General features: G+C 59.7%; 22 protein-coding genes and 1 pseudogene. 21 read left to right on the top strand and 2 right to left on the bottom strand.

The window, feature by feature from the left end:
• Positions 1–34 precede the first annotated feature (34 nt).
• The 19 genes from ndk to AMM33_RS05015 all read left to right on the top strand — a co-directional run bounded on the left by ndk (position 35) and on the right by AMM33_RS05015 (position 18,181).
• Positions 35–460 carry a nucleoside-diphosphate kinase gene (ndk, locus tag AMM33_RS05105; RefSeq protein ID WP_090139308.1) on the top strand — a complete coding sequence of 142 codons (426 nt, stop codon included), beginning with the start codon at positions 35–37 and terminating at the stop codon, positions 458–460.
• 32 nt (positions 461–492) lie between these two features.
• A complete protein-coding gene (rlmN, locus tag AMM33_RS05100) occupies positions 493–1,638 on the top strand; it encodes a dual-specificity RNA methyltransferase RlmN (RefSeq protein ID WP_090139307.1) in 1,146 nt (381 codons plus the stop codon).
• A complete protein-coding gene (locus AMM33_RS05095; protein WP_090139306.1) occupies positions 1,638–2,558 on the top strand; it encodes a helix-turn-helix domain-containing protein in 921 nt (306 codons plus the stop codon). Before rlmN ends, AMM33_RS05095 begins: the two co-directional genes overlap by 1 nt.
• Complete coding sequence (ispG, locus tag AMM33_RS05090; RefSeq protein WP_090139305.1) at positions 2,555–3,841, top strand: flavodoxin-dependent (E)-4-hydroxy-3-methylbut-2-enyl-diphosphate synthase; 1,287 nt, start codon at positions 2,555–2,557, stop codon at positions 3,839–3,841. Before AMM33_RS05095 ends, ispG begins: the two co-directional genes overlap by 4 nt.
• Complete coding sequence (gene hisS / locus AMM33_RS05085; RefSeq protein WP_090139304.1) at positions 3,838–5,187, top strand: histidine--tRNA ligase; 1,350 nt, start codon at positions 3,838–3,840, stop codon at positions 5,185–5,187. The genes ispG and hisS overlap by 4 nt, the downstream gene beginning before the upstream one ends.
• A gap of 24 nt (positions 5,188–5,211) precedes the next feature.
• Positions 5,212–5,883 carry a YfgM family protein gene (locus AMM33_RS05080; protein ID WP_090139303.1) on the top strand — a complete coding sequence of 224 codons (672 nt, stop codon included), beginning with the start codon at positions 5,212–5,214 and terminating at the stop codon, positions 5,881–5,883.
• A complete protein-coding gene (bamB, locus tag AMM33_RS05075) occupies positions 5,880–7,007 on the top strand; it encodes an outer membrane protein assembly factor BamB (RefSeq protein WP_090139302.1) in 1,128 nt (375 codons plus the stop codon). The genes AMM33_RS05080 and bamB overlap by 4 nt, the downstream gene beginning before the upstream one ends.
• Before the next feature lie 19 nt (positions 7,008–7,026).
• On the top strand, positions 7,027–8,367 hold the full coding sequence (gene der / locus AMM33_RS05070) for a ribosome biogenesis GTPase Der (RefSeq protein ID WP_090139301.1): 1,341 nt from the start codon (positions 7,027–7,029) through the stop codon (positions 8,365–8,367).
• 69 nt (positions 8,368–8,436) lie between these two features.
• On the top strand, positions 8,437–8,700 hold the full coding sequence (gene hfq / locus AMM33_RS05065; RefSeq protein ID WP_090139300.1) for an RNA chaperone Hfq: 264 nt from the start codon (positions 8,437–8,439) through the stop codon (positions 8,698–8,700).
• Between the two features lie 54 nt (positions 8,701–8,754).
• Positions 8,755–9,942 carry a GTPase HflX gene (hflX, locus tag AMM33_RS05060; RefSeq protein WP_090139299.1) on the top strand — a complete coding sequence of 396 codons (1,188 nt, stop codon included), beginning with the start codon at positions 8,755–8,757 and terminating at the stop codon, positions 9,940–9,942.
• Positions 9,943–9,998: 56 nt separating this feature from the next.
• On the top strand, positions 9,999–11,393 hold the full coding sequence (gene hflK / locus AMM33_RS05055) for an FtsH protease activity modulator HflK (RefSeq protein WP_090139298.1): 1,395 nt from the start codon (positions 9,999–10,001) through the stop codon (positions 11,391–11,393).
• Positions 11,394–11,404: 11 nt separating this feature from the next.
• Positions 11,405–12,304 (top strand): protease modulator HflC, encoded by a 900-nt coding sequence (hflC, locus tag AMM33_RS05050; protein ID WP_090139297.1) that lies wholly within the window; start codon positions 11,405–11,407, stop codon positions 12,302–12,304.
• Between the two features lie 3 nt (positions 12,305–12,307).
• A complete protein-coding gene (locus AMM33_RS05045) occupies positions 12,308–12,493 on the top strand; it encodes a DUF2065 domain-containing protein (protein ID WP_090139296.1) in 186 nt (61 codons plus the stop codon).
• A gap of 66 nt (positions 12,494–12,559) precedes the next feature.
• A complete protein-coding gene (locus AMM33_RS05040; RefSeq protein ID WP_090139295.1) occupies positions 12,560–13,720 on the top strand; it encodes an ATP phosphoribosyltransferase regulatory subunit in 1,161 nt (386 codons plus the stop codon).
• Between the two features lie 17 nt (positions 13,721–13,737).
• The gene (locus tag AMM33_RS05035; protein ID WP_090139294.1) at positions 13,738–15,066 is read left to right on the top strand and encodes an adenylosuccinate synthase; all 1,329 of its coding nucleotides are present in this window, start codon (positions 13,738–13,740) and stop codon (positions 15,064–15,066) included.
• Between the two features lie 57 nt (positions 15,067–15,123).
• Positions 15,124–15,648: a phosphoribosyltransferase gene (locus tag AMM33_RS05030; RefSeq protein ID WP_090139293.1), complete on the top strand. Its 525-nt coding sequence runs from the start codon at positions 15,124–15,126 to the stop codon at positions 15,646–15,648.
• A 72-nt stretch (positions 15,649–15,720) separates the two neighbouring features.
• Entirely contained in the window at positions 15,721–16,977 is a 1,257-nt protein-coding gene (locus AMM33_RS05025; RefSeq protein WP_090139292.1) for a PLP-dependent transferase, read from the top strand.
• Positions 16,978–17,103: 126 nt separating this feature from the next.
• A complete protein-coding gene (locus AMM33_RS05020; RefSeq protein WP_194945251.1) occupies positions 17,104–17,973 on the top strand; it encodes a DUF2189 domain-containing protein in 870 nt (289 codons plus the stop codon).
• 10 nt (positions 17,974–17,983) lie between these two features.
• Positions 17,984–18,181 carry a hypothetical protein gene (locus tag AMM33_RS05015; RefSeq protein ID WP_090139291.1) on the top strand — a complete coding sequence of 66 codons (198 nt, stop codon included), beginning with the start codon at positions 17,984–17,986 and terminating at the stop codon, positions 18,179–18,181.
• A 17-nt stretch (positions 18,182–18,198) separates the two neighbouring features.
• On the opposite strand, the gene mnmH is transcribed toward AMM33_RS05015, so the two are convergent.
• Entirely contained in the window at positions 18,199–19,257 is a 1,059-nt protein-coding gene (gene mnmH, locus AMM33_RS05010) for a tRNA 2-selenouridine(34) synthase MnmH (protein WP_090139290.1), read from the bottom strand.
• A complete protein-coding gene (locus tag AMM33_RS05005) occupies positions 19,254–19,904 on the bottom strand; it encodes an arylesterase (protein ID WP_090139289.1) in 651 nt (216 codons plus the stop codon). Before AMM33_RS05005 ends, mnmH begins: the two co-directional genes overlap by 4 nt.
• Between AMM33_RS05005 and AMM33_RS05000 the strand changes: the two genes are divergently transcribed.
• A complete protein-coding gene (locus AMM33_RS05000) occupies positions 19,903–20,589 on the top strand; it encodes an ABC transporter ATP-binding protein (RefSeq protein ID WP_090139288.1) in 687 nt (228 codons plus the stop codon). The two genes, AMM33_RS05005 and AMM33_RS05000, sit on opposite strands and share 2 nt — an antisense overlap.
• A gap of 84 nt (positions 20,590–20,673) precedes the next feature.
• Positions 20,674–21,101 (top strand): annotated as a pseudogene (locus AMM33_RS04995) (transposase); the annotation flags it as partial.

Genomic DNA, 21,101 nt, shown 5'->3' with positions numbered 1-21,101 from the left:
ATTGCTTAAAAACCCTTTCGTTACAGGAAATACCATGGCCATCGAACGCACCCTCTCCATCATCAAGCCCGACGCAGTCGCCAAGAACGTCATCGGTCAAATCTATGCCCGTTTTGAAGCTGCCGGCCTGAAAGTGGTCGCCGCAAAGATGGCTCACCTGTCGCGCGGCGAAGCCGAGCAGTTCTACGCTGTGCACAAAGAGCGTCCTTTCTTCAAGGACCTGGTGGACTTCATGGTCTCCGGCCCCGTGATGATTCAAGCCCTGCAAGGCGAGAACGCCATCGCCAAGAACCGTGACCTGATGGGCGCGACCGACCCGAAGAAGGCTGCTGCTGGCACCATCCGCGCTGACTTTGCTGACAGCATCGACGCCAACGCCGTGCACGGCTCTGACGCCCCCGAAACCGCCGCCGCTGAAGTTGCCTTCTTCTTCCCCGGCATGAACGTTTACGCACGCTGATCGCGTCGCGGTTTCAGCGCGACCTCATCTGTATGACGGCCAACCTTCTCGAATTTGACCTGGAAGGTCTGGCCGTTTTTTGTGACGGATTGGGCGAAAAGCGCTTTCGGGCTACCCAGCTTTTCCGCTGGATCCACCAGCGGGGAGCTTCTGATTTCAATCAAATGAGCGATCTGGCCAAGTCCTTGCGCCAAAAGCTCCAGGCGCACGCGCACGTTTCGGCGCTGCCCGTGATCAGTCAACACATTTCCGCCGATGGCACCATCAAGTGGCTTTTCGATGTCGGCGATGGCAACGCCATCGAATCAGTGTTCATCCCGGAAGACGACCGGGGCACCTTGTGCATTTCATCCCAGGCAGGATGCGCTGTGGGGTGTCGTTTTTGCTCAACTGGCCACCAAGGCTTCAGCCGCAATCTAACCACGGGTGAGATCCTGGCCCAGCTGTGGTTCGCCGAACACTTTTTGCGCAAGCACCTGAACACACCAGACCGCGTCATCTCCAATGTGGTGATGATGGGCATGGGCGAGCCGCTGCAAAACTATTCGGCGCTCGTGCCCGCTTTGCGCGCCATGCTCGACGACCACGGTTATGGCCTCTCGCGCCGCCGTGTCACCGTGTCCACTTCGGGTGTGGTGCCCATGATCGAGCGTTTGTCGGGCGATTGCCCGGTGGCCTTGGCGGTGTCGCTGCATGCACCCAATGACGCATTGCGCGACAACCTGGTACCGCTGAACCGCAAATACCCGCTGGATGAGTTGATGCAAACATGCATTGCTTATCTGACCCATGCGCCGCGAGACTTCATCACCTTTGAATACTGCATGCTGGACGGCGTGAATGACCAGTCTGAACACGCCGAACAGCTGATTGATCTGGTGCAGAAACACGCGCGCCAAGGGCTTCGCTGCAAGTTCAACCTGATCCCGTTCAATCCTTTTCCTGCTTCGGGATTGCTGCGCTCGTCCCCTGCGCGTGTGCAGGCCTTTGCCAAAAAATTGCAGGACGCTGGATTGGTGACCACCATCCGCAAAACCCGAGGCGATGACATTGATGCCGCTTGCGGACAATTGGCTGGTGATGTCAAAGACCGTACCCAGGTTCAAACCCGGATTGCGCAGCAGCGCACCATTGCCTTGGTCCCTGTTTCTCCCCTTGATTACCCAAGAGATCAGTGATGTCAGAAACCCCCATGCTTGGCGAGGAAGGCGTGCTGCAGCCTTCTCGACCTGATGCCCCTGAGGCCGCCACTGCGGGCCAGTTGTTGCGTGCTGCCAGAATCCGGGCGGGAGTCGATCTGTCCGTACTGTCACTGACATTGAAAGTGTCTGTGCGGCAGCTACAGGCCTTGGAAGCCGACGAGCACGATCCAGCCAAGGGCCCTGTTTTTGTTCGCGCCTTGGCCGCCAGCGTCTGCCGCCATTTGCACACGGACCCCGCGCCCATTCTGGCTTTACTGCCCAAGGCTGCAACCCACGCGAGTGCCAGTCAGTTGGTCGTCAAGTGGAGCATTGCCAATGCGGGGCTGACTGTCTCGCGTCCAGCCGGGGCGCGTGTCTTGCCCCCTCAGGCCTTGTGGGTTGCCGCTGTCTTGTTGGCTCTGACCATTGCACTCATTTGGTTGCCAGCCCCTTCGCAGTGGACCTGGTTTCAGCGGGCGAGCAACTGGTTCCAGTCTCCCTCATCGTCGCCGTCCACCATGGTGACCGAAAGAGAGGCGGCGCTCCCTGCGCTAGTTTTTCCGCCGTCCGATGCTCTGCCTCAGGCCTCTGAAGCGGTAGTTGTCCCATCTCAGGTGACGCCAGTTGCTGCGCCTGAGCCTGTGGCTGCGGTGCCTGCTCCGACGGCTACGGCAGGCAAGCCTGAGCTGTTGTTCACCGCTTCCGATACGAGCTGGGTTGAAGTGCGGGGTGCACAAAACCAGATCGTCTGGAGCGGCGTTTTGCAAGCAGGCGAATCCAAGAGCGTGCAAAACATCTTGCCCATGAATGTCACGGTCGGGCGAGCGCACGTGGTCACGGTCAAGTACCGTGGGCAGGCGTTCGATCTCACGCCGCACACCAAAGTCACCGTCGCACGTTTTGAGGTGAAAGAATGACTCTTCCCGTCACGCCCTTGCCTAAGCCCATCACCATCGCTGTGCCTGCCCAGCGCAAAAGCCGCCAGTCCCAAGTGGTCTGGGGTTCGCGCATCGTCACCGTGGGCGGCGGCGCCCCGGTGCGCGTGCAGTCCATGACCAACACCGACACGGTGGATGTGATCGGCACCGCCATCCAGGTCAAGGAGCTGGCGATTGCCGGCTCCGAGATGGTGCGCATCACCGTCAACACCCCCGAAGCCGCCGAGGCCGTGCCGCATATCCGCGACCAGCTCGACAAGATGGGCATCGATGTGCCCCTGATCGGCGACTTCCATTACAACGGCCACCGCTTGCTGACCGACTACCCGGCGTGTGCCGAGGCGCTGTCCAAGTACCGCATCAACCCCGGCAACGTGGGCAAGGGCGACAAGCGCGATGTGCAGTTCGGCCAGATGATCGAAGCGGCCATGCGCTGGAACAAAGCCATCCGCATCGGCGTGAACTGGGGCAGCCTGGACCAAGAGCTGTTGGCCGATCTGATGGACACCAACAGCCAGCGCGCCAACCCGTGGGAAGCGCGTCAGGTCATGTACGAGGCGCTGATTTCGTCGGCCATCTCGTCGGCCCAGCGTGCCGAGGCCATGGGCCTCAATGGGGACCAAATCGCTCTGTCGTGCAAGGTCTCGGGCGTGCAGGATTTGATCTCGGTCTACCGCGAATTGGGCCGCCGCACCGACTACGCCTTGCACCTGGGCCTGACCGAAGCGGGCATGGGCACCAAGGGCACCGTGGCTTCAGCCGCGGCTTTGTCCGTGCTGCTGCAAGAAGGCATTGGCGACACCATCCGCGTGTCGCTCACGCCCCAGCCGGGAGAGGCCCGCACGCAAGAGGTGGTGATCGCGTCCGAAATTTTGCAGTCGCTGGGCTTGCGCATTTTTGTGCCCAGCGTCACGGCTTGCCCCGGCTGCGGGCGCACAACCAGCAGCACCTTCCAGGAGCTGGCCAAACAGATTGACGACTTTTTGCGCGCCCAAATGCCGGTGTGGCGCGTGCGCTACCCTGGGGTGGAAAACCTCAAGGTGGCGGTCATGGGCTGCATCGTGAACGGCCCCGGCGAAAGCAAGCACGCCGACATCGGCATCAGCTTGCCCGGCACGGGCGAAGCGCCTGCTGCCCCCGTCTTCATCGACGGCGAAAAGCGCCTGACGCTGCGCGGTGAAGGCATTGCGCAAGAGTTCCAGGTGCTGGTTGAAAACTACATTGAGAACCGTTTTGGTTCCGGATCTGCTGAGAAAAAATGAGCGAGTCGCTGAAAGAAAACACCCCCAAAGTCGAAAAAACGGCCAAAGCCCAGAAGCTGGTGGGCGTCAAGGGCATGAACGACATCCTGCCGCCCGACTCGGCGCGTTGGGAGTGGCTGGAGGGCCAGGTGCGCGCTTTGATGGCGCGCTACGCCTACCGCAATGTGCGTTTGCCCATCGTCGAGCCGACAGCCTTGTTTGTGCGCGGCTTGGGCGAGGTGACCGACATTGTCGAAAAGGAGATGTACTCCTTTGAAGACCGATTGAACGGCGAGCAACTGACCCTGCGCCCCGAAGGCACAGCCGGTTTGGTGCGCTCGGTGGTCGAGCACAACCTGCTGTACGAAGGCGGCAAGCGCCTGTACTACATGGGCCCCATGTTCCGCCATGAGCGCCCGCAGCGCGGCCGCTACCGCCAGTTCCACCAGATTGGCGCCGAGGTGCTGGGTTTTGGCGGGGCTGAGGTCGATGCCGAATTGATTTTGTTGGCCAATGACCTTTGGAAGGTGTTGGGTCTGAAAGACGTGCGTCTGGAACTCAACAGCCTGGGCCAACCCGCCGAGCGCCAGGCCCACCGCGCCGCGCTGATCGCCCACCTCGAAAAACACAGCGATGTCCTCGACGAAGAGGCCAAGCGCCGCCTGCACAGCAACCCGCTGCGCATTCTGGACACCAAGAACCCGGCCATGCAAAGCGTGGTCGAGGCCGCGCCGCGTTTGCTCGACTTTCTGGGTGAGGCCTCTTTGGCTCACTTCAACGCGGTCAAAGCCATACTGGACGCGAACGGCGTGGCCTACAGCATCAACCCGCGCTTGGTGCGCGGCATGGATTACTACAACCTCACGGTGTTCGAGTTCATCACCACCAGCCTGGGCTCACAAGGCACCATCTGCGGCGGTGGCCGTTATGACTACCTGATTGAGCAGGTCGGCGGCAAACCCGCACCCGCCGTGGGCTGGGCACTGGGTGTTGAGCGCGTGCTCGAACTCATCAAAGAGCAGGGCGAAGCCTTGCCCGATCTGGCCCCCGATGTCTACGCCATCATCCCCGAAACCGCTGCTTTGCCGGTGGCCATGCAGGTGCTGCAAACCTTGCGTGCCTGTGGCGTGTCGGCCCAAATGCACGCCGGTGCAAGCGGCGCGGGTGGTGAGGGCATGGGCAGCATGAAATCTCAATTCAAAAAGGCCGATGCCTCGGGCGCACGTTTTGCCCTGGTTTTTGGTGCCGAAGAACTGGCCCAGGGCCAGGTCGCGGTCAAATCGCTGCGCGACGGGGCTGGGGCTCAACGCACCGAGTCTTTGAGCACGGTGTCCGACTGGGCCCACAGCCTACAATCTCCGCTTTGAAGCGCAATCAGCAATAAACACACCATGGCCAAAGCACTCGACCTTGACGAACAAGAACAACTTGACCAGATCAAGCACTTCTGGAAGACCTGGGGCAACCTGATTTCCTGGGTGCTGATTGTGGTGCTGGGCGGCTACGCTGCCTGGAACGGCTACCAATATTGGCAACGCAGCCAGGCGGTCAAGGCCTCAGCCATGTACGACGAAGTCGAACGCGCCGTGGCGTCTGGCGATGCCTCCCGTGTGGAGCGTAGTTTTGCCGACATGAAAGATAAATTTGCCGCCACGCAATACGCCCAACAAGCCGGACTGCTGGCGGCCAAAAGTTTGCAGGCGCAAGGCAAAACCGATGCGGCACGCGATGCGCTCAACTGGGTTGCCGCAGGTGCGGCCGATCCGGCTTACCGCGATATTGCCCGTTTGCGTCTGGCTGCTTTGCAACTCGATGCCAAAGCCCATGACGATGCCTTGAAGACCCTGAATCAGGCGTTCACCCCCGCCATGGCCGGGCTGGAGGCTGATTTGCGTGGTGATGTGCTGCAGGCCAAAGGCCAGGCCGCTGACGCCATTGCCGCCTACAAAAAGGCCTGGGCCGCATTGGCGGACACGCCCGATTACCGTCGCCTGGTGCAAGCCAAGCTCAATGCCCTGGGTGTGGACCCTGAATCTGCGACGGCCCCGGAGAGCAAAAAGTGAACAAACGGAAGTCCTTGCATTGGCCCTTGCTGGGCTTGGTGGTGTTTTTGGTTTCTGCCTGTTCCAGTGCGCCCGAAAAACCCAACCCCGCCGCGTTGCCGACCGTTACAGGTCAGTTGGTGGTTGAAAAACTCTGGAGCAACAGCATCGGTCCGGTAACCACGCCCCTGATCGCTTCGGTCAAGGGCGGGCAAGTGGCGTTGGCCTCTTCCACCGGGCAAGTGGCGCTGCTGGATGCCAGCACGGGCAAGGACGTCTGGCGTCTGAATCTGAATGTCCCTATTCAAGCGGGTGTGGGCGGCGATGGTCAGCGCTTTGCGGTGATCACCGGCAACAACGAAGTTGTGGCCATGGAGTCGGGCAAGGTGATGTGGCGCTATGCCTTGTCCGCCTTGTCGTACACCCCGCCAGTGGTTGCCGGACAGCGCGTGTTTGTCTTGACCGCTGATCGCGCTGTGACCGCTCTCGATGGCGCTACGGGGCAAAAACTGTGGACTCAGCAACGTGCAGGCGATCCGCTGGTGCTCAAGCAGGCGGGTTTGTTGATCCCTTTTGGGGACACCTTGCTGGCCGGGTGGGGTGGCCGTCTGGCTTCATTGAATCCGACAACAGGCGCTGTGCGCTGGGAAACTTTGCTCGGCGCCTCTCGCGGCACCAACGAGGTCGAGCGTCTGGTGGACCTGGTGGCCGGTGTGAGCCGTCTGGGCAGCACCGTATGCGCCCGAGCATTTCAGTCGTCTGTGGCTTGTGTGGATGGCAATCGGGGCACGGTCCAATGGAGCCGATCGGCGCAAGGTCACCAAGGCGTTGACGGTGATGATAAATTCATTTTTGGTGCGGAGTCTGACAGCAAAGTCGTGGCTTGGCAGCGCTCGAGTGGTCAAACCGCCTGGACTCAGGATGCCTTGCGTTTTCGCGGTTTGACGGCGCCTTTGGCGCTGGAGCGTTCGGTGGTGCTGGGTGACGACAATGGCCTTGTGCACTTTTTGTCCAAACAGGACGGTCAGGCTTTACAGCGTTTGAGTACCGATGGCAATGCCATCATGGGCCGACCGGTGTTGGCAGGACAAACTTTGGTGGTGGTGACACGCACCGGGGGCATATTTGGATTTCGCCCCGAATGATGGATCGGAAAATTTTTAAGTGAAACCCGTTTTGGCCCTGGTGGGCCGTCCCAATGTGGGCAAATCCACGCTGTTCAACCGACTCACCAAGAGTCGAGACGCCATCGTGGCTGATTTTGCAGGCTTGACCCGTGACCGGCACTATGGCAATGGTAAACAAGGCCGTCAGGAATTCATCGTCATCGACACGGGTGGTTTCGAGCCCGATGCCAGCACCGGCATTTACAAAGAAATGGCCAAGCAAACGCAGCAAGCGGTGGCCGAAGCCGATGTGGTGATTTTTGTGGTCGATGCGCGCGGCGGTTTGTCTGCGCAGGACCATGACATTGCCAAATACCTGCGCAAAATTGGCAAACCCACTTTGTTGGTCGCCAACAAAGCCGAGGGCATGCTCGAAGGTATCCAGCTGACCGAGTTCTATGAACTGGGCTTGGGCGAGGTGATTGCCATTTCGGCCGCGCATGGACAAGGCACGCGCGGCCTGATGGAGCTGGCATTTGATTTGCTCAACCTTCCGGATGAGCCAGAAGAAACCGAAGAGGACCCTTCGGTTATCAAACTCGCCGTGGCAGGGCGCCCCAACGTGGGCAAGTCAACCCTCATCAACACCTGGTTAGGTGAAGAGCGCTTGGTGGCGTTTGACATGCCCGGCACAACGCGTGACGCGATTTCAGTCCCGTTTGAAAAGCAAGGCCAAAAGTTCGAGTTGATCGACACCGCGGGTTTGCGCCGCAAGGGCAAAGTGTTTGAGGCCATCGAGAAATTCTCAGTGGTCAAAACCTTGCAGGCCATCGAGTCGGCCAATGTGGTGCTGTTGCTGCTTGACGCGGAGCAGGGCGTGACCGATCAGGATGCGCACATTGCCGGTTACGCGCTGGAAAGCGGTCGTGCCATGGTCTTGGCCGTGAACAAATGGGATGCTGTTGACGAGTATCAGCGCCAGTTGGTGCAGCGCTCGATCGAGACGCGGCTGCCGTTTTTGAGCTTTGCCAACATGCACTTTATCTCGGCCAAAAAACGCCAGGGCCTGGGACCGGTTTGGGGCTCCATTGTTCAAGCCCACAAGGCTGCCATGTGCAAAATGAGCACACCCATCTTGACGCGTTTGTTGCTGGAGGCCGTGCAGTTCCAAAGTCCTCAGCGCGGCGGCATGTTCCGCCCCAAGTTGCGCTATGCGCACCAAGGCGGCATGAACCCGCCTGTGATCGTGGTGCACGGCAACTCGCTGGAACATGTGACGGATTCCTACAAGCGTTTTCTGGAAGCCCGTTTTCGCAAGGCCTTTGATCTGTCAGGAACGCCTTTGCGCATTGAGATGAAAACCTCCACCAATCCCTATGCAAGCAAGGATCCCTCCTGATTTTTGCGGATTTGTTTTTTTCAACCAATCCCCTTGCAGCCCTGTGTTAAGGTCTGTACTTCACAACTTTTGAACACGGAGAATATCGTGAGCAATAAAGGTCAACTTTTGCAAGACCCCTTCCTGAATGCGCTGCGCCGCGAACACGTGCCAGTCTCGATTTATCTGGTCAACGGCATCAAGCTGCAAGGTCAGATTGAATCCTTCGATCAGTATGTGGTTTTGTTGCGCAACACCGTCACTCAAATGGTCTATAAGCACGCCATTTCCACCATCGTGCCAGGGCGTTCTGTGACCTTCAGCACTCCCGAGTTGGGCGAAATAACCGCTTGATGCAGTCTCCAAACAAGCGGTGGTGCCCCAGTGCACTGCCGGAGGTTGCTGACCATGTCTGAAACCTCTTTCAATGCCCCAGCGCCGACCTTATTGGTCGGCGTTGACTTTGGGCGAGCGCATTTCGATGCCGACCTTCAAGAGTTGGGCCTGCTGGCCGAATCCGGGGGCATGAAACCCGTGGCCCGTTTGACCTGCAAACGCAAAGCGCCCGATCCAGCGCTGTTTGTAGGCAGTGGCAAAGCCGATGAAATCAAGGAGTTGGCCTTGATGCACGGCGCTGTCGAGGTTTTGTTTGACCAAGCCCTGAGCCCGGCGCAGCAACGCAATCTGGAGCGCCATATCGGCTTGCCCGTGAACGACCGCACATTGCTGATCCTTGAGATTTTTGGCCAGCGTGCGCGCAGCCACGAAGGCAAGTTGCAGGTGGAGTTGGCGCGTCAACAATACCTCAGCACACGTTTGGTGCGGCGTTGGTCTCACTTGGAGCGGCAAAGCGGCGGTATCGGCATGCGCGGTGGCCCTGGCGAGACACAAATCGAATTGGACCGTCGCATGATCAACGATTCGATCAAGCGCATCAAAGAACGTTTGGTCAAGGTCAAGCGCCAGCGCAACACGCAGCGCCGTCAGCGTGATCGCCGCGACACCTTCAACATTTCATTGGTGGGTTACACCAACGCAGGCAAATCCACCTTGTTCAACGCCTTGGTCAAGGCGCGTGCCTACGCGGCAGACCAACTGTTTGCCACGCTGGACACCACCACCCGCCAACTGTATTTGGGCGAAGCAGGCCGATCGGTGTCTTTGTCTGACACTGTGGGCTTCATCCGCGACTTGCCGCATGGTTTGGTGGAGGCTTTTCAGGCCACCTTGCAAGAGGCCACTGATGCGGATTTGCTGCTGCATGTGGTGGATGCCGCCAACCCGGATTGGCCCGAGCAAATGGCCGAGGTGCAAAAGGTGTTGACCGAAATCGGGGCCGAGGACGTGCCGCAGCTTTTGGTCTTCAACAAGCTCGATGCACTGGACGCAGAACGTTACCCCGTGCAACTGCAAGACCAATACGAGATGGACGGTCAGCCCGTGCCTCGTGTGTTTTTGAGTGCCCAATCGGGCAAGGGCTTGGATTTGCTGCGTTCTGCCTTGTCCGACATTGTCAAAACCGCCTTGCCCCCCACTGTTTCTGAAGCCACAGATCCCCGTGACTTGACCCGGGAATATCCGGGTGATCTGCATTGAAGTCCCACTGAATTCGGCACAATGCGAGTTCGTCATTTCGACAAAGACACTTCACCATGAATTTTCATCTGCCAGCGCTGCGTTGGTCTTTGCTCCCCGCCAAGATCCGAGGCATGTTCAATCTGAACGACCCACGTTGGGGTCGGGATGACGACAAATCTCCCTCTGATTCGGGCAACAAGCCCTCAGTCGATGTGCCTCCCACTGGACCCAAGCCAGATGCCTGGCAGCAACCACCCGGTCGTGGTTCGCAGCAACAGCAAAACGGCCCACCTGATCTGGATGAACTCTGGCGTGATTTCAACCGTAAGCTGGGCCAGTTGTTTGGCGGCAAGGGTGGTCCCCAAAAGCCCCAAGGCCCTGGGGGCTCAGGCGGTTCTGGCGGTTCTGGCGGCCCGGGCATGACTGTTTTCTTCAAAAACCTCGGCTTGGGTGTGATCCTGGCGGCTGCTGTGTTGGTCTGGCTGGGCACGGGATTCTTCATCGTGCAAGAGGGCCAGCAAGCTGTGATCACCCAGTTCGGCAAGTACCACTCCACCGTCGGTGCGGGTTTCAACTGGCGCATGCCTTACCCCGTGCAGCGCCATGAGCTGGTGTTTGTGACCCAGATCCGTTCAGTGGACATTGGCCGCGACAACATCATCAAAGCCACAGGCCTGCGTGAATCGGCCATGTTGACCGAGGACGAAAACATTGTGGAGATCAAGTTTGCGGTGCAATACCGTTTGAACGATGCCCGCGCCTATTTGTTTGAAAGCCGCAACCCGACCGAAGCGGTGGTGCAGTCCGCCGAGACGGCCGTGCGCGAGGTGGTGGGCAAGATGAAAATGGACTCGGCCCTGGCCGAAGAGCGCGACCAGATTGCGCCCCGTGTCCGTGAAAAGATGCAAACCATTTTGGACCGCTACAAAGTAGGCATTGAGGTGGTCGGCATCAACTTGCAGCAAGGCGGCGTGCGGCCTCCCGAGCAGGTTCAGGCGGCTTTTGACGATGTGTTGAAAGCGGGCCAGGAACGTGAGCGTGCCAAAAACGAAGCCCAAGCCTATGCCAACGATGTGGTGCCGCGTGCCGTAGGTGCCGCGTCTCGCCTGAAGGAAGAGGCCGATGCTTACCGTGAGCGCATCGTGGCGCAAGCCGAAGGTGATGCTGAGCGCTTCAGAACCATTTTGCCCGAGTACCAAAAGTCGCCACAAGTCATGCGCGACCGCCTGTACACCGACACCATGCAGCAGATTTACAGCAATGTGACTAAAGTACTGGTGGACAGCAAGCAGGGCTCGAACCTGTTGTATTTGCCGCTCGACAAAATCATCCAGCAAGTGAGCAGTGTGGCACCGCCAGCAATGGACAGCGCAGCTGCTTTACCTGCCACGACCAGCGCTGCTAACACTGGGGCTGTGGACACGCGTTCGCGTGACCTGCAGCGTTCGCGTGACCGCGATCCACGATAAGGAAAAACAAAATGAATCGCATTGGATTGTGGATTTCGACCTTGCTGTTGGCCTTCGTGTTGTTCAGCTCTACCGTGTTTGTGGTGGATCAGCGCCAGTTTGGCGTGGTCTATGCCTTAGGTCAGATCAAGGAAGTGATCACCGAGCCCGGTTTGCACTTCAAACTGCCGCCCCCGCTGCAAAACGTCAACTACATCGACAAACGCCTGCTCACGCTGGACAGCCCCGACAACGAGCCCATGCTCACGGCTGAAAAGCAGCGTGTCGTGATCGACTGGTATGTGCGTTGGCGCATCACCGATCCACAGGCTTACATCCGCAACGTGGGCTTGGACGAAAAGTCCGGCACCAACCAGCTCAACCGGGTGGTGCGCAACGCCTTCCAGGAAGAAATCAACAAGCGCACCGTCAAGGAATTGTTGTCCCTCAAGCGTGAAGAATTGATGGACGATGTGAAGGCCGCTGTGCTGCTGGTCGTCAAAGGTGCCAAGCCCTGGGGCGTGGACGTGGTCGATGTGCGCATCACACGGGCTGATTATGTGGACACCATCACCGAATCTGTTTATCGCCGTATGGAAGCCGAGCGCAAGCGTGTGGCCAACGAGCTGCGTTCAACCGGTGGAGCCGAAGGCGAAAAAATCCGGGCCGACGCTGATCGCCAGCGTGAAGTGACGATTGCCAACGCCTACCGCGAAGCCCAAAAAATCAAAGGGCAGGGCGATGCCCAAGCGGCTCGCTTGTATGCGGAATCTTTTGGCCGTGACCCTCAATTTGCGCAGTTTTACCGCAGCCTTGAAGCCTATAAATCCAGCTTCAACAGCAAGAGTGACGTGATGGTGCTCGATCCGAGCAGTTCCGAGTTCTTCAAAGGCATGCGTGGCGCAGCAGGCAACGCAGCTGCTCGAAAGTAAGTTTTGCTCGATACCCTCCTGATGGCATTGGGCCTGATGCTCATCTTGGAGGGGTTGATGCCCATGGTCTCGCCGCTTCGTTGGCGCAGTCTGTTTGAGCAGTTGCTCAAGCTTGAAGATGGGCAGATCCGGTTTTTTGGCATGGTCATGGTCATCATGGGCTTGCTGTTGTTCTGGCTTGTTTCCTGAACTGATTCCAGGAAACGGGTCTGCAACCCGGTAAAATCTCTTTTTTAACAGTCCCCCCTTATTCCCATGTCTGCTTGGGTCCTCCCGGATCACATTGCCGATGTCTTGCCCTCTGAGGCTCGCCACATCGAAGAACTCCGCCGCGAACTGCTGGACACTGCCCGTGGCTATGGCTACGAGTTGGTCATGCCGCCGTTGCTGGAGTATTTGGAATCCCTGCTCACCGGCACGGGCGAAGCGCTTGATTTGCAAACTTTCAAGTTGGTGGATCAGTTGTCTGGTCGCACCCTGGGTTTGCGGGCAGACACCACCCCCCAGGTGGCCCGCATTGACGCCCACTTGCTCGGCCGTGCTGGCCTGACCCGCCTGTGCTATTGCGGCCCTGTTCTGCATACCCGCCCGGCACGCCCGCACGCCACCCGCGAACCCCTGCAATTGGGCGCCGAAATTTACGGCCACGCCGGGCCTGAAGCCGATCTGGAAATTTTGCAATTGGCCCTCGACAGCCTTCGCGCCGCCCGCGTGGGCAATTTGCAGGTGGACCTGGCCGATGCCCGCATCGTCAACAGCTTGCTGCTGGCTGAACCCATCTCTGACGATCTGCGCCACGACATCCATGCCGCGCTGGCCATCAAGGACGCCAGTGCCATTGCCCGCCTGACCGCTGACTTTGCACCGGCCAACCGCGACGGTTTGCTGGCCTTGGTCAATTTGTACGGCGATGCCAGCGTGCTCGAGCAAGCGGCGCAATGTTTGCCTGCAACGCCCGCCATCACAGAAGCCTTGAGCCAACTGCGTGCCTTGGCGGATCAAATTCCGGGCGCGGCCATCAGTTTTGATTTGGGCGATTCGCGTGGCTACGCTTATTACAGCGGCATGCGCTTTGCCATTTATGCCCAAGGCGCATCTGACGCTTTGGCACGGGGTGGCCGTTACGACGGTGTGGGCGCTGTGTTTGGTCACCGGATCGACCGCGACCGGCCCGCTGTGGGCTTCAGCCTTGACCTGAAAGAATTGGTGTCGGCGGTCAAGCCCTTGGCTTTACGCGCTGCCATCCGTGCGCCGTGGGGCCAAGCCGCCAGCTTGCGTGAGGCGATTGCTTCATTGCGCAGCCGGGGCGAAACCGTGGTGTGTGTCTTGCCCGGACACGAAAGTGAAATCGACGAATTCCATTGCGACCGCGAGTTGATCGAAGCGGCAGGGCAGTGGGTGGTACAGGCTCTTTGAGAAAGAACATTTCAAGCATGAACAAGTTGCAAGGCCGTAATGTGGTCGTTGTCGGCACCCAATGGGGCGACGAGGGCAAAGGCAAACTGGTGGACTGGCTGACCGAAAGCGCCCAAGGCGTGGTGCGTTTTCAGGGGGGTCACAACGCGGGCCACACCTTGGTGATCAACGGTGTGAAAACCGCTTTGCACCTGATCCCCAGCGGCATCATGCGCGCAGGCGTCAAGTGCTACATCGGCAACGGTGTGGTCTTGTCGGTGCCCAAGCTGCTCGAAGAAATTGCAGGCCTTGAAAAAGCCGGTGTCGAGGTGCGTTCGCGCTTGCGCGTGAGCGAAGCTTGCCCGCTGATTTTGCCCTACCACGTTGCTTTGGATGTGGGCCGTGAAGCCGCCAAGGAAAAAGCCGGTACCGCCAAAATCGGCACCACTGGCCGCGGCATCGGCCCTGCTTACGAAGACAAAGTGGCGCGTCGTGCCCTGCGTGTGCAAGACCTTAAATACCCCGAGCGTTTCGCCACTAAGCTGCGCGAGAACCTGGCCTTGCACAACGAAATTTTGGTCAACATTCTGGGTGCTGCGCCTGTGGACTTTGACACCACCTACAACGAAGCCATGGCCTACGCCAAAGAGCTGTTGCCCATGGTGGCCGATGTATCGCGTGAGCTGAACGACGCCCACAAGGCCGGTGCCAACTTGCTGTTTGAAGGCGCGCAAGGCACTTTGCTTGACGTGGACCACGGCACATACCCCTTTGTGACCTCCAGCAACTGCGTGGCGGGCAATGCCGCTGCAGGCTCTGGCGTGGGCCCGGGCATGCTGCACTACATCTTGGGCATCACCAAGGCGTATTGCACCCGCGTGGGCGGTGGCCCATTCCCCACCGAACTCGACTGGGAAACCCCCGGTACACCCGGTTACCACATGTCGACTGTGGGGGCTGAAAAAGGCGTGACCACCGGCCGTTCACGCCGCTGCGGCTGGTTCGATGCCGCCTTGCTCAAGCGCAGCGCGCAGGTCAATGGTTTGAGTGGTTTGTGCATCACCAAGCTGGATGTGCTCGATGGCCTGAAAGAGTTGCTGCTGTGCACCGGCTATGAGCTGGACGGCGAAACCATCGACATCCTGCCCATGGGCGCGGACGAAATTGCCCGCTGCAAGCCGATTTATGAAGTGATTCCCGGCTGGACAGAAACCACGGTGGGCGTGACAGAGATGGACAAGTTGCCGGCCACGGCCCGTTATTACCTGGACCGCATTGCCCAAGTGACCGGCGTGCCCGTGCATGTGGTGTCCACCAGCCCCGACCGTGACCACACCATCTTGCTGCACAACCCCTTTGCGGCCTGAGCGTTTGGCTCTGCACAACACCACAACCTCAACCCCCTGATTTTTTGGAGTGACCCCATGTTGACCGAAGACGGCAAGCACCTGTACGTGAGCTACGACGAGTACCACAACCTGATCGAAAAACTCGCGATCAAAATTCACCAGTCTGGCTGGGAATTCGACAACATCCTGTGTTTGGCCCGTGGCGGCATGCGCCCTGGCGACATCCTCTCGCGCATTTTCGACAAGCCTTTGGCCATCATGTCCACCAGCTCGTACCGCGCAGAAGCCGGCACGGTGCAAGGCCATCTGGACATTGCCCGCTACATCACCACCCCCAAGGGCGAAATCGCTGGCCGCGTGTTGTTGGTCGATGATCTCGCCGATACCGGTCACACCCTGCGTGCGGTGGTGGACCAGTTGAAAAACAACTACAAGCCCGTGACTGAATTGCGCTCTGCTGTCATCTGGACCAAAGGCGTGTCGACCTTCAAGCCGGATTACTCGGTGGAAGAGTTGCCCACCAACCCCTGGATTCACCAGCCCTTCGAGCCGTATGACAACATGCGCCCCGAAAAACTGCTCGAAAAGTGGAGCGTTTGAGTCGCCTCTGACTTACCCTAATCTCCGTGCAAACAGCCTCCTTCGGGAGGCTGTTTGCATTAGGATCAGCGGATGACAAACCATGCCAACACCTCTTCATTCGCGCTCATCAGCACCGGGCTGATCCATCACACTTACACCCCTCCTGCAGGTTTTGACGCACCCCAGCCGGGTGTGTTCAAGGCCTCGACGGTTTACTTTCCTACTGTGGCCGACATGCGCCAGCGCGAGTGGAAAGACAAATCGGCCTACACCTACGGCCTGCACGGCACGCCCACCACCTATTTGCTCGAAGAGCGCTTGTGCAGCCTCGAAGGCGGCCTGCAATGTGTGCTGGTGCCCAGTGGCTTGGCGGCTTTGGCCTTGGTGGCCTTGTCGGTTTTAAAAACCGGCGACGAAGTCCTGATTCCGGACAACGCCTACGGCCCCAACAAGGCGCTGGCCGATGGCGAGTTGCGCCACTTCGGCATCACCCACCGCTTTTACGACCCGATGGACCCGCAGGATCTGTCCCGCCAGATCACCGAGCGCACGCGCCTGGTGTGGCTCGAAGCGCCCGGCTCGGTGAGCATGGAGTTCCCCGATTTGCCCGAGATGGTGCGCCGCTGCCGCGAGCGCGGCGTCTTGTGCGCCCTGGACAACACCTGGGGCGCGGGCCTGGCGTTCAAAGCCTTTGATTTGCTGGGCGATGGCGCGGGCGGCGAGGGCAGCCTGGCGGTAGACATCAGCGCCCATGCGCTCACCAAATACCCCAGTGGCGGTGGTGACGTGCTGATGGGCAGCGTCATCACGCGCGACGCGGCCTTGCACCTCCAAATCAAGCTTTGCCACATGCGCTTGGGGCTGGGCGTGGCGGCCAACGATGCCGAAACCGTGCTGCGCTCCTTGCCCAGCATCGCGCTGCGTTATGCCGCGCACGACCAGACCGCTCGTGCTTTGGCTTCTTGGTGGCAAGCCCAGCCGCAATGCGCGCAACTGATGCACCCGGCCTTTGCAGGCGCACCCGGTCACGCGCATTGGCAAGCCCTGTGCGATCGCGAGCCGGGCACGGGCCTGGCAGCGGGCCTGTTCAGCGTCATGATCGATGCGCGTTTCAGCCAAGCCCAGGTGGACGCGTTTTGCGACGGCCTGAAACTCTTCAAGATCGGCTACAGCTGGGGTGGCCCCGTCAGCCTGGTGGTCCCTTACGACATCGCCTCCATGCGCCAGGCCTGGCCCGGTCATTTGAAGCCGGGTACGCTGGTGCGTTTTTCAACCGGTCTGGAGTCAACGCAGGACTTGATTCTTGACTTGCATCAAGCCGCGCAGGCGCATTTGCCCATGGCCTGATCACGCAGGTGACAGTGTGGGCACTTTTGTGGCCCAGAACACGCGCCCTTGGGGGTTTCCTGACTGGTCAAAGCCTACCGGTGGGGGTAATCTGAAAGCCTGTGTATTTTCAGATTGACCTTCCCCATGAACGCCGACGTCAAGACTCTTGAAGCCGCCCAAGATTCAGACCTGCCTACCATGGCCACGCCCTATGTGCCGCCCCCGCCCGTGGGGCCGCGCTCGCACATGCGGCCCTTGGGCTTTGCAGCCCCTTTTCGCTGGCTGTCACGCGGCCTGAATGACATGCGCCACCACCCGGGCATTGCGCTGTTTTATGGCCTGTGCTTTTGGGGCATGGCGCAGGTGCTGGCCTTGGTGTTCAAGCACAAGCCCGAGTACACCTTGTCCTTGATCTCCGGCTGCTTGCTGGTGGGGCCGTTCTTGGCCATGGGCTTGTACGAGGTCAGCCGCAAACGCGAGCGCGGTGAGTTGCCGGACATGGCCTCATCGCTCATGTGCTGGGACCAACACATCCGCAGCATGGCCATGCTGGTGTTGGTGCTGATGGTGCTGGAGCTGCTGTGGGGCAGGGCGTCGCTCGTGGTGTTTGCGGTGTTCTTCAACACCGGCATGCCCTCCACCACGGGGGTGATCGAGGCGGTGTTCAACCCGCAAAACATCGAGTTCCTGATGGTCTACCTGGCTGTCGGCGGCGTGTTCGCCGCGCTGGTCTATGGCCTGTCGGTCGTGTCGATTCCCATGATTTTGGACCGTGACACCGATGCCATCTCGGCGGTGATCACCAGCATGCGGGTGGTTTTCTCGCACCCGGGCGTGATGCTGCTGTGGGGCCTGCTGCTGAGCGTGTTGGTGCTCGCGGCCTTGTGGCCTTGGGCGCTGGGCATCATTGTGGTGGGGCCGTGGCTGGGTCATGCCAGCTGGCACGCTTACCGGGGCAGTGTCGAGTGGGAAGAAAACCCTGAAGAAGCTGTTACATTGGGCAGCTCAAATTAAAGGAGCCATCTTGGCCACACCCAACTACGGATTCGAAAAACGCCAGAAAGAACTGGCCAAGAAACGCAAAAAAGAAGACAAGCTCAAAGCCAAGTCCGACCGCAAGTCGGGCCTGTTGGCGGAAGACGGCTCTGAAATCGAGGGCCAAGAGGGCGATGCCGACACGGCAACGCCCGGTGAGGCAGTGCCTCCTGCGCCAGCGGCCTGACGCACCTGTTTGATCGATCAAGGGGCTTGAACCAGCTCACGCGCCAACACCAGCATGTCCGCCATGCTGTGGCTCGCTGGGGTGACCAGCGGGGCTTGGGCGTAATGCACAAAGTTGTGGCCGGTGGAGGTCTCGTAGCCCGGGTCGTAATGGCCTGAGAGCAATTCGGTCACCACCTCACGCATTTCCCCCCGCTCGATGCGCCCTTGCCAGCCTTGCACCACGGCCTTGCCGCGCAGGGCCGTCAGTCGCTCCAGGCGGTCGGCAAACAGGGCGCGGTCTTGCGTGAAAAACGCATAGTCTTCCAGCAGCAAATTCACCCGGTTTTCCAGCGACAGGTCCACCCGCAGGCAGGGGCTGGCCCGCATGGCGACCATCAGCGCATCGGGTACCGCCAGATTGCCCACTTTTTTGCTTTCAGCTTCCACAAACACCGGGCGGTCTGCGCTGAAGCCGCGCAAGGCGTCCCACACCTGCGTGTCAAATGCCTTTTGGGTGGGCTGCGGCGTGCCGGGAATCAGGCCCAGCACCGAGCTGCGGTGGCAGGCAATGGCTTCCAGGTCCAGCACCTGGGCACCTTCTTGCGCCAAGGCTTGCAGCAAGCGGGTCTTGCCCGAGCCAGTGGGTCCGCACAGCACCTTGAACTGCAGGCGCTGCGCCTGGCGGGGCGTGTCTTCCATCACCTCTTTGCGAAAGGCTTTGTAGCCGCCCTCGATCAGGTGCACTTTGAAACCAATTTGCCCCAGGATCAGCGCCAGCGAGTTGCTGCGCTTGCCCCCGCGCCAGCAGTACACCAGTGGCTGCCAGTTTTTGGGCTTGTCCATCACCTGGGTTTCGATGTGGCGGGCGATGTTTTTGGCCACCAGCGCCGCGCCCACTTTTTGCGCCTCGAAGGGGTTGACCTGCTTGTACAGCGTGCCCACCTTGATGCGCTCTTCGTTGTTGAGCGACGGCCAGCTCAGGGCACCGGGCAAGTGGTCTTCGGCGTGTTCGCCTTCAGAGCGGGCGTCGAGGATGGCGTCAAACTGGTCCAGTTGGGCCATGGCATCCGAGGCAGAGATCAGGTGAAGGCTCATTTCAGTTGTTTCTTCAAAGTGGGCCAGACGTTGGCCAGCATGCGCGGCTGCGCGGCTTCATTGGGGTGGATGCGGTCGGCCTGGAACCATTTGAGCGGCTCGGGATCGTCGCCCACGCCTTTCAAAAAGAAGGGCACCAGCGCAGCCTTTTGGGTTTTGGCGACTTGGGCATAAGCCGCTTCAAACTGGCGGGCCATGTCGGGGCCGTAGTTGGGCGGCATTTGCATGCCCAGCAGCAGCACCTGGGCCCCGGCCGCTTGGGCTTGTTGCGTCATGGTCAGCAAATTGCCTTGTGTCATATTCATGGGCAGGCCGCGCAGCGCGTCGTTGCCACCCAACTCGATGACCACATGGCTGGGTTGGTGGCGTTTGAGCAAGGCGGGCAAGCGCGAGCGCCCGCCCGAGGTGGTGTCGCCGCTGATGCTGGCGTTGATGACTTCCACGCCTGGCTTGTCTTGCGCCAATTGTTTTTGCAACAAGGCCACCCAGCCCGTGCCCCGGGGCAGGCCGTACTCGGCGCTCAGGGAGTCGCCCAGCACCAAAATGCGCTGGGCTGAAGTGGCATGGACCGACGCGGCAAAGCCCCAGCCGGCAAGGGCAAGCAGGGTCCAGTTAAAGTGGCGTCGTCTCAACAAAGGTTTGTGCATGCCTGAATCCATCATTGCCGTGCGTGGCGTTTCCAAAAGTGTGCAAGATGCCAGTGGGCAACTGGACATTTTGCGCGATATCGATTTCTCATTGAACGCCGGGGAAACAGCCGCCATTGTCGGTGCTTCTGGCTCGGGCAAAAGCACCTTGCTCGCCATCCTCGCGGGCCTGGACACGCCCAGCAGCGGGCAGGTGGTGCTGGCCGGTCAGTCGCTGTTCGATTTGTCCGAAGACCAACGCGCCGCCGTGCGGGCCCAGCATGTGGGTTTTGTGTTCCAGAGCTTTCAGCTCATGCCCAACCTCACCGCCCTCGAAAACGTGATGCTGCCCCTGGAGCTGGCCGATCGGCCGGATGCCCGCAGCACCGCCACGGCCATGCTGCAGCGCGTGGGCCTGGGCGAGCGACTCAAACATTTGCCCAAAGTCTTGTCGGGCGGTGAGCAGCAGCGCGTGGCCCTGGCCCGCGCTTTTGTGGTGCAGCCCGATCTGCTCTTGGCCGACGAGCCCACGGGGAGCCTCGACCACGCCACGGGCGAGGCCATCATGGACCTGATGTTCGCGCTCAACCGCGAGCAGGGCACCACCTTGGTCTTGGTCACACACGACCGGCAGTTGGCCGCACGTTGTGAGCGAAGCCTGGTGATTCAGGCCGGTCGCTTGAGCGAGGCGACCGCTCAGCCATAACAGGCTGCTGAAATACTGACTCACTGAAAGCGTCAATTCAGCTGCGCGTTCGAGAATTCAGGCATCACAAAAAAACAGTTTGACATGCGCGGCGCAGACACCTTTACCGAGAGCTTGTTTCTGATGAAACGGCTGGATGATTTCGTACCTGCTGGACACCCTTTGCGAGCCATCCGTGAGATGGTCAATAAAGCACTGGTGGCCATGGACGGCTTGTTTGCGGACATGTATGAAGCTGACATCAAAGGCGGTCGCCCTAGCGTTGCCCCCGAGAAGCTATTGCGCGCCATGCTGCTGCAGGTGCTCTACAGCGTTCGCTCTGAGCGCATGCTCATGTAGCAAMTTCATTACAACATGCTCTTTCGTCTGTWTTGTAGGACTGGCCATGGACGATGTAGTSTGGKTGCCCACGSTYTTCACCAAGAATCGCCAGCGACTCATTGCGCATGATGCGGTGGTCCATCTGTTCAAGCAGATCGTTCAGCAGGCTGATCATCGCCAGCTGTTGTCGG

This window comes from Limnohabitans sp. DM1, assembly GCF_001269385.1.
Classification (GTDB): Bacteria; Pseudomonadota; Gammaproteobacteria; order Burkholderiales; family Burkholderiaceae_C; genus Limnohabitans_A.
Note: the sequence above shows the minus strand (reverse complement) of the source record. Positions and strands in the feature narration are given on the sequence as shown.

Excerpts from the sequence above, each read along its gene's own strand:
- ndk (WP_090139308.1), top strand. The coding sequence starts at position 35 with ATGGCCATCGAACGCACCCTCTCCATCATCAAGCCCGACGCAGTCGCC.
- rlmN (WP_090139307.1), top strand. The coding sequence starts at position 493 with ATGACGGCCAACCTTCTCGAATTTGACCTGGAAGGTCTGGCCGTTTTT.
- AMM33_RS05095 (WP_090139306.1), top strand. The coding sequence starts at position 1,638 with ATGTCAGAAACCCCCATGCTTGGCGAGGAAGGCGTGCTGCAGCCTTCT.
- ispG (WP_090139305.1), top strand. The coding sequence starts at position 2,555 with ATGACTCTTCCCGTCACGCCCTTGCCTAAGCCCATCACCATCGCTGTG.
- hisS (WP_090139304.1), top strand. The coding sequence starts at position 3,838 with ATGAGCGAGTCGCTGAAAGAAAACACCCCCAAAGTCGAAAAAACGGCC.
- AMM33_RS05080 (WP_090139303.1), top strand. The coding sequence starts at position 5,212 with ATGGCCAAAGCACTCGACCTTGACGAACAAGAACAACTTGACCAGATC.
- hflX (WP_090139299.1), top strand. The coding sequence starts at position 8,755 with ATGTCTGAAACCTCTTTCAATGCCCCAGCGCCGACCTTATTGGTCGGC.
- hflK (WP_090139298.1), top strand. The coding sequence starts at position 9,999 with ATGAATTTTCATCTGCCAGCGCTGCGTTGGTCTTTGCTCCCCGCCAAG.
- hflC (WP_090139297.1), top strand. The coding sequence starts at position 11,405 with ATGAATCGCATTGGATTGTGGATTTCGACCTTGCTGTTGGCCTTCGTG.
- AMM33_RS05040 (WP_090139295.1), top strand. The coding sequence starts at position 12,560 with ATGTCTGCTTGGGTCCTCCCGGATCACATTGCCGATGTCTTGCCCTCT.
- AMM33_RS05035 (WP_090139294.1), top strand. The coding sequence starts at position 13,738 with ATGAACAAGTTGCAAGGCCGTAATGTGGTCGTTGTCGGCACCCAATGG.
- AMM33_RS05030 (WP_090139293.1), top strand. The coding sequence starts at position 15,124 with ATGTTGACCGAAGACGGCAAGCACCTGTACGTGAGCTACGACGAGTAC.
- AMM33_RS05025 (WP_090139292.1), top strand. The coding sequence starts at position 15,721 with ATGACAAACCATGCCAACACCTCTTCATTCGCGCTCATCAGCACCGGG.
- AMM33_RS05020 (WP_194945251.1), top strand. The coding sequence starts at position 17,104 with ATGAACGCCGACGTCAAGACTCTTGAAGCCGCCCAAGATTCAGACCTG.
- mnmH (WP_090139290.1), bottom strand. The coding sequence starts at position 19,257 with ATGAGCCTTCACCTGATCTCTGCCTCGGATGCCATGGCCCAACTGGAC.
- AMM33_RS05000 (WP_090139288.1), top strand. The coding sequence starts at position 19,903 with ATGCCTGAATCCATCATTGCCGTGCGTGGCGTTTCCAAAAGTGTGCAA.
- AMM33_RS05005 (WP_090139289.1), bottom strand. The coding sequence starts at position 19,904 with ATGCACAAACCTTTGTTGAGACGACGCCACTTTAACTGGACCCTGCTT.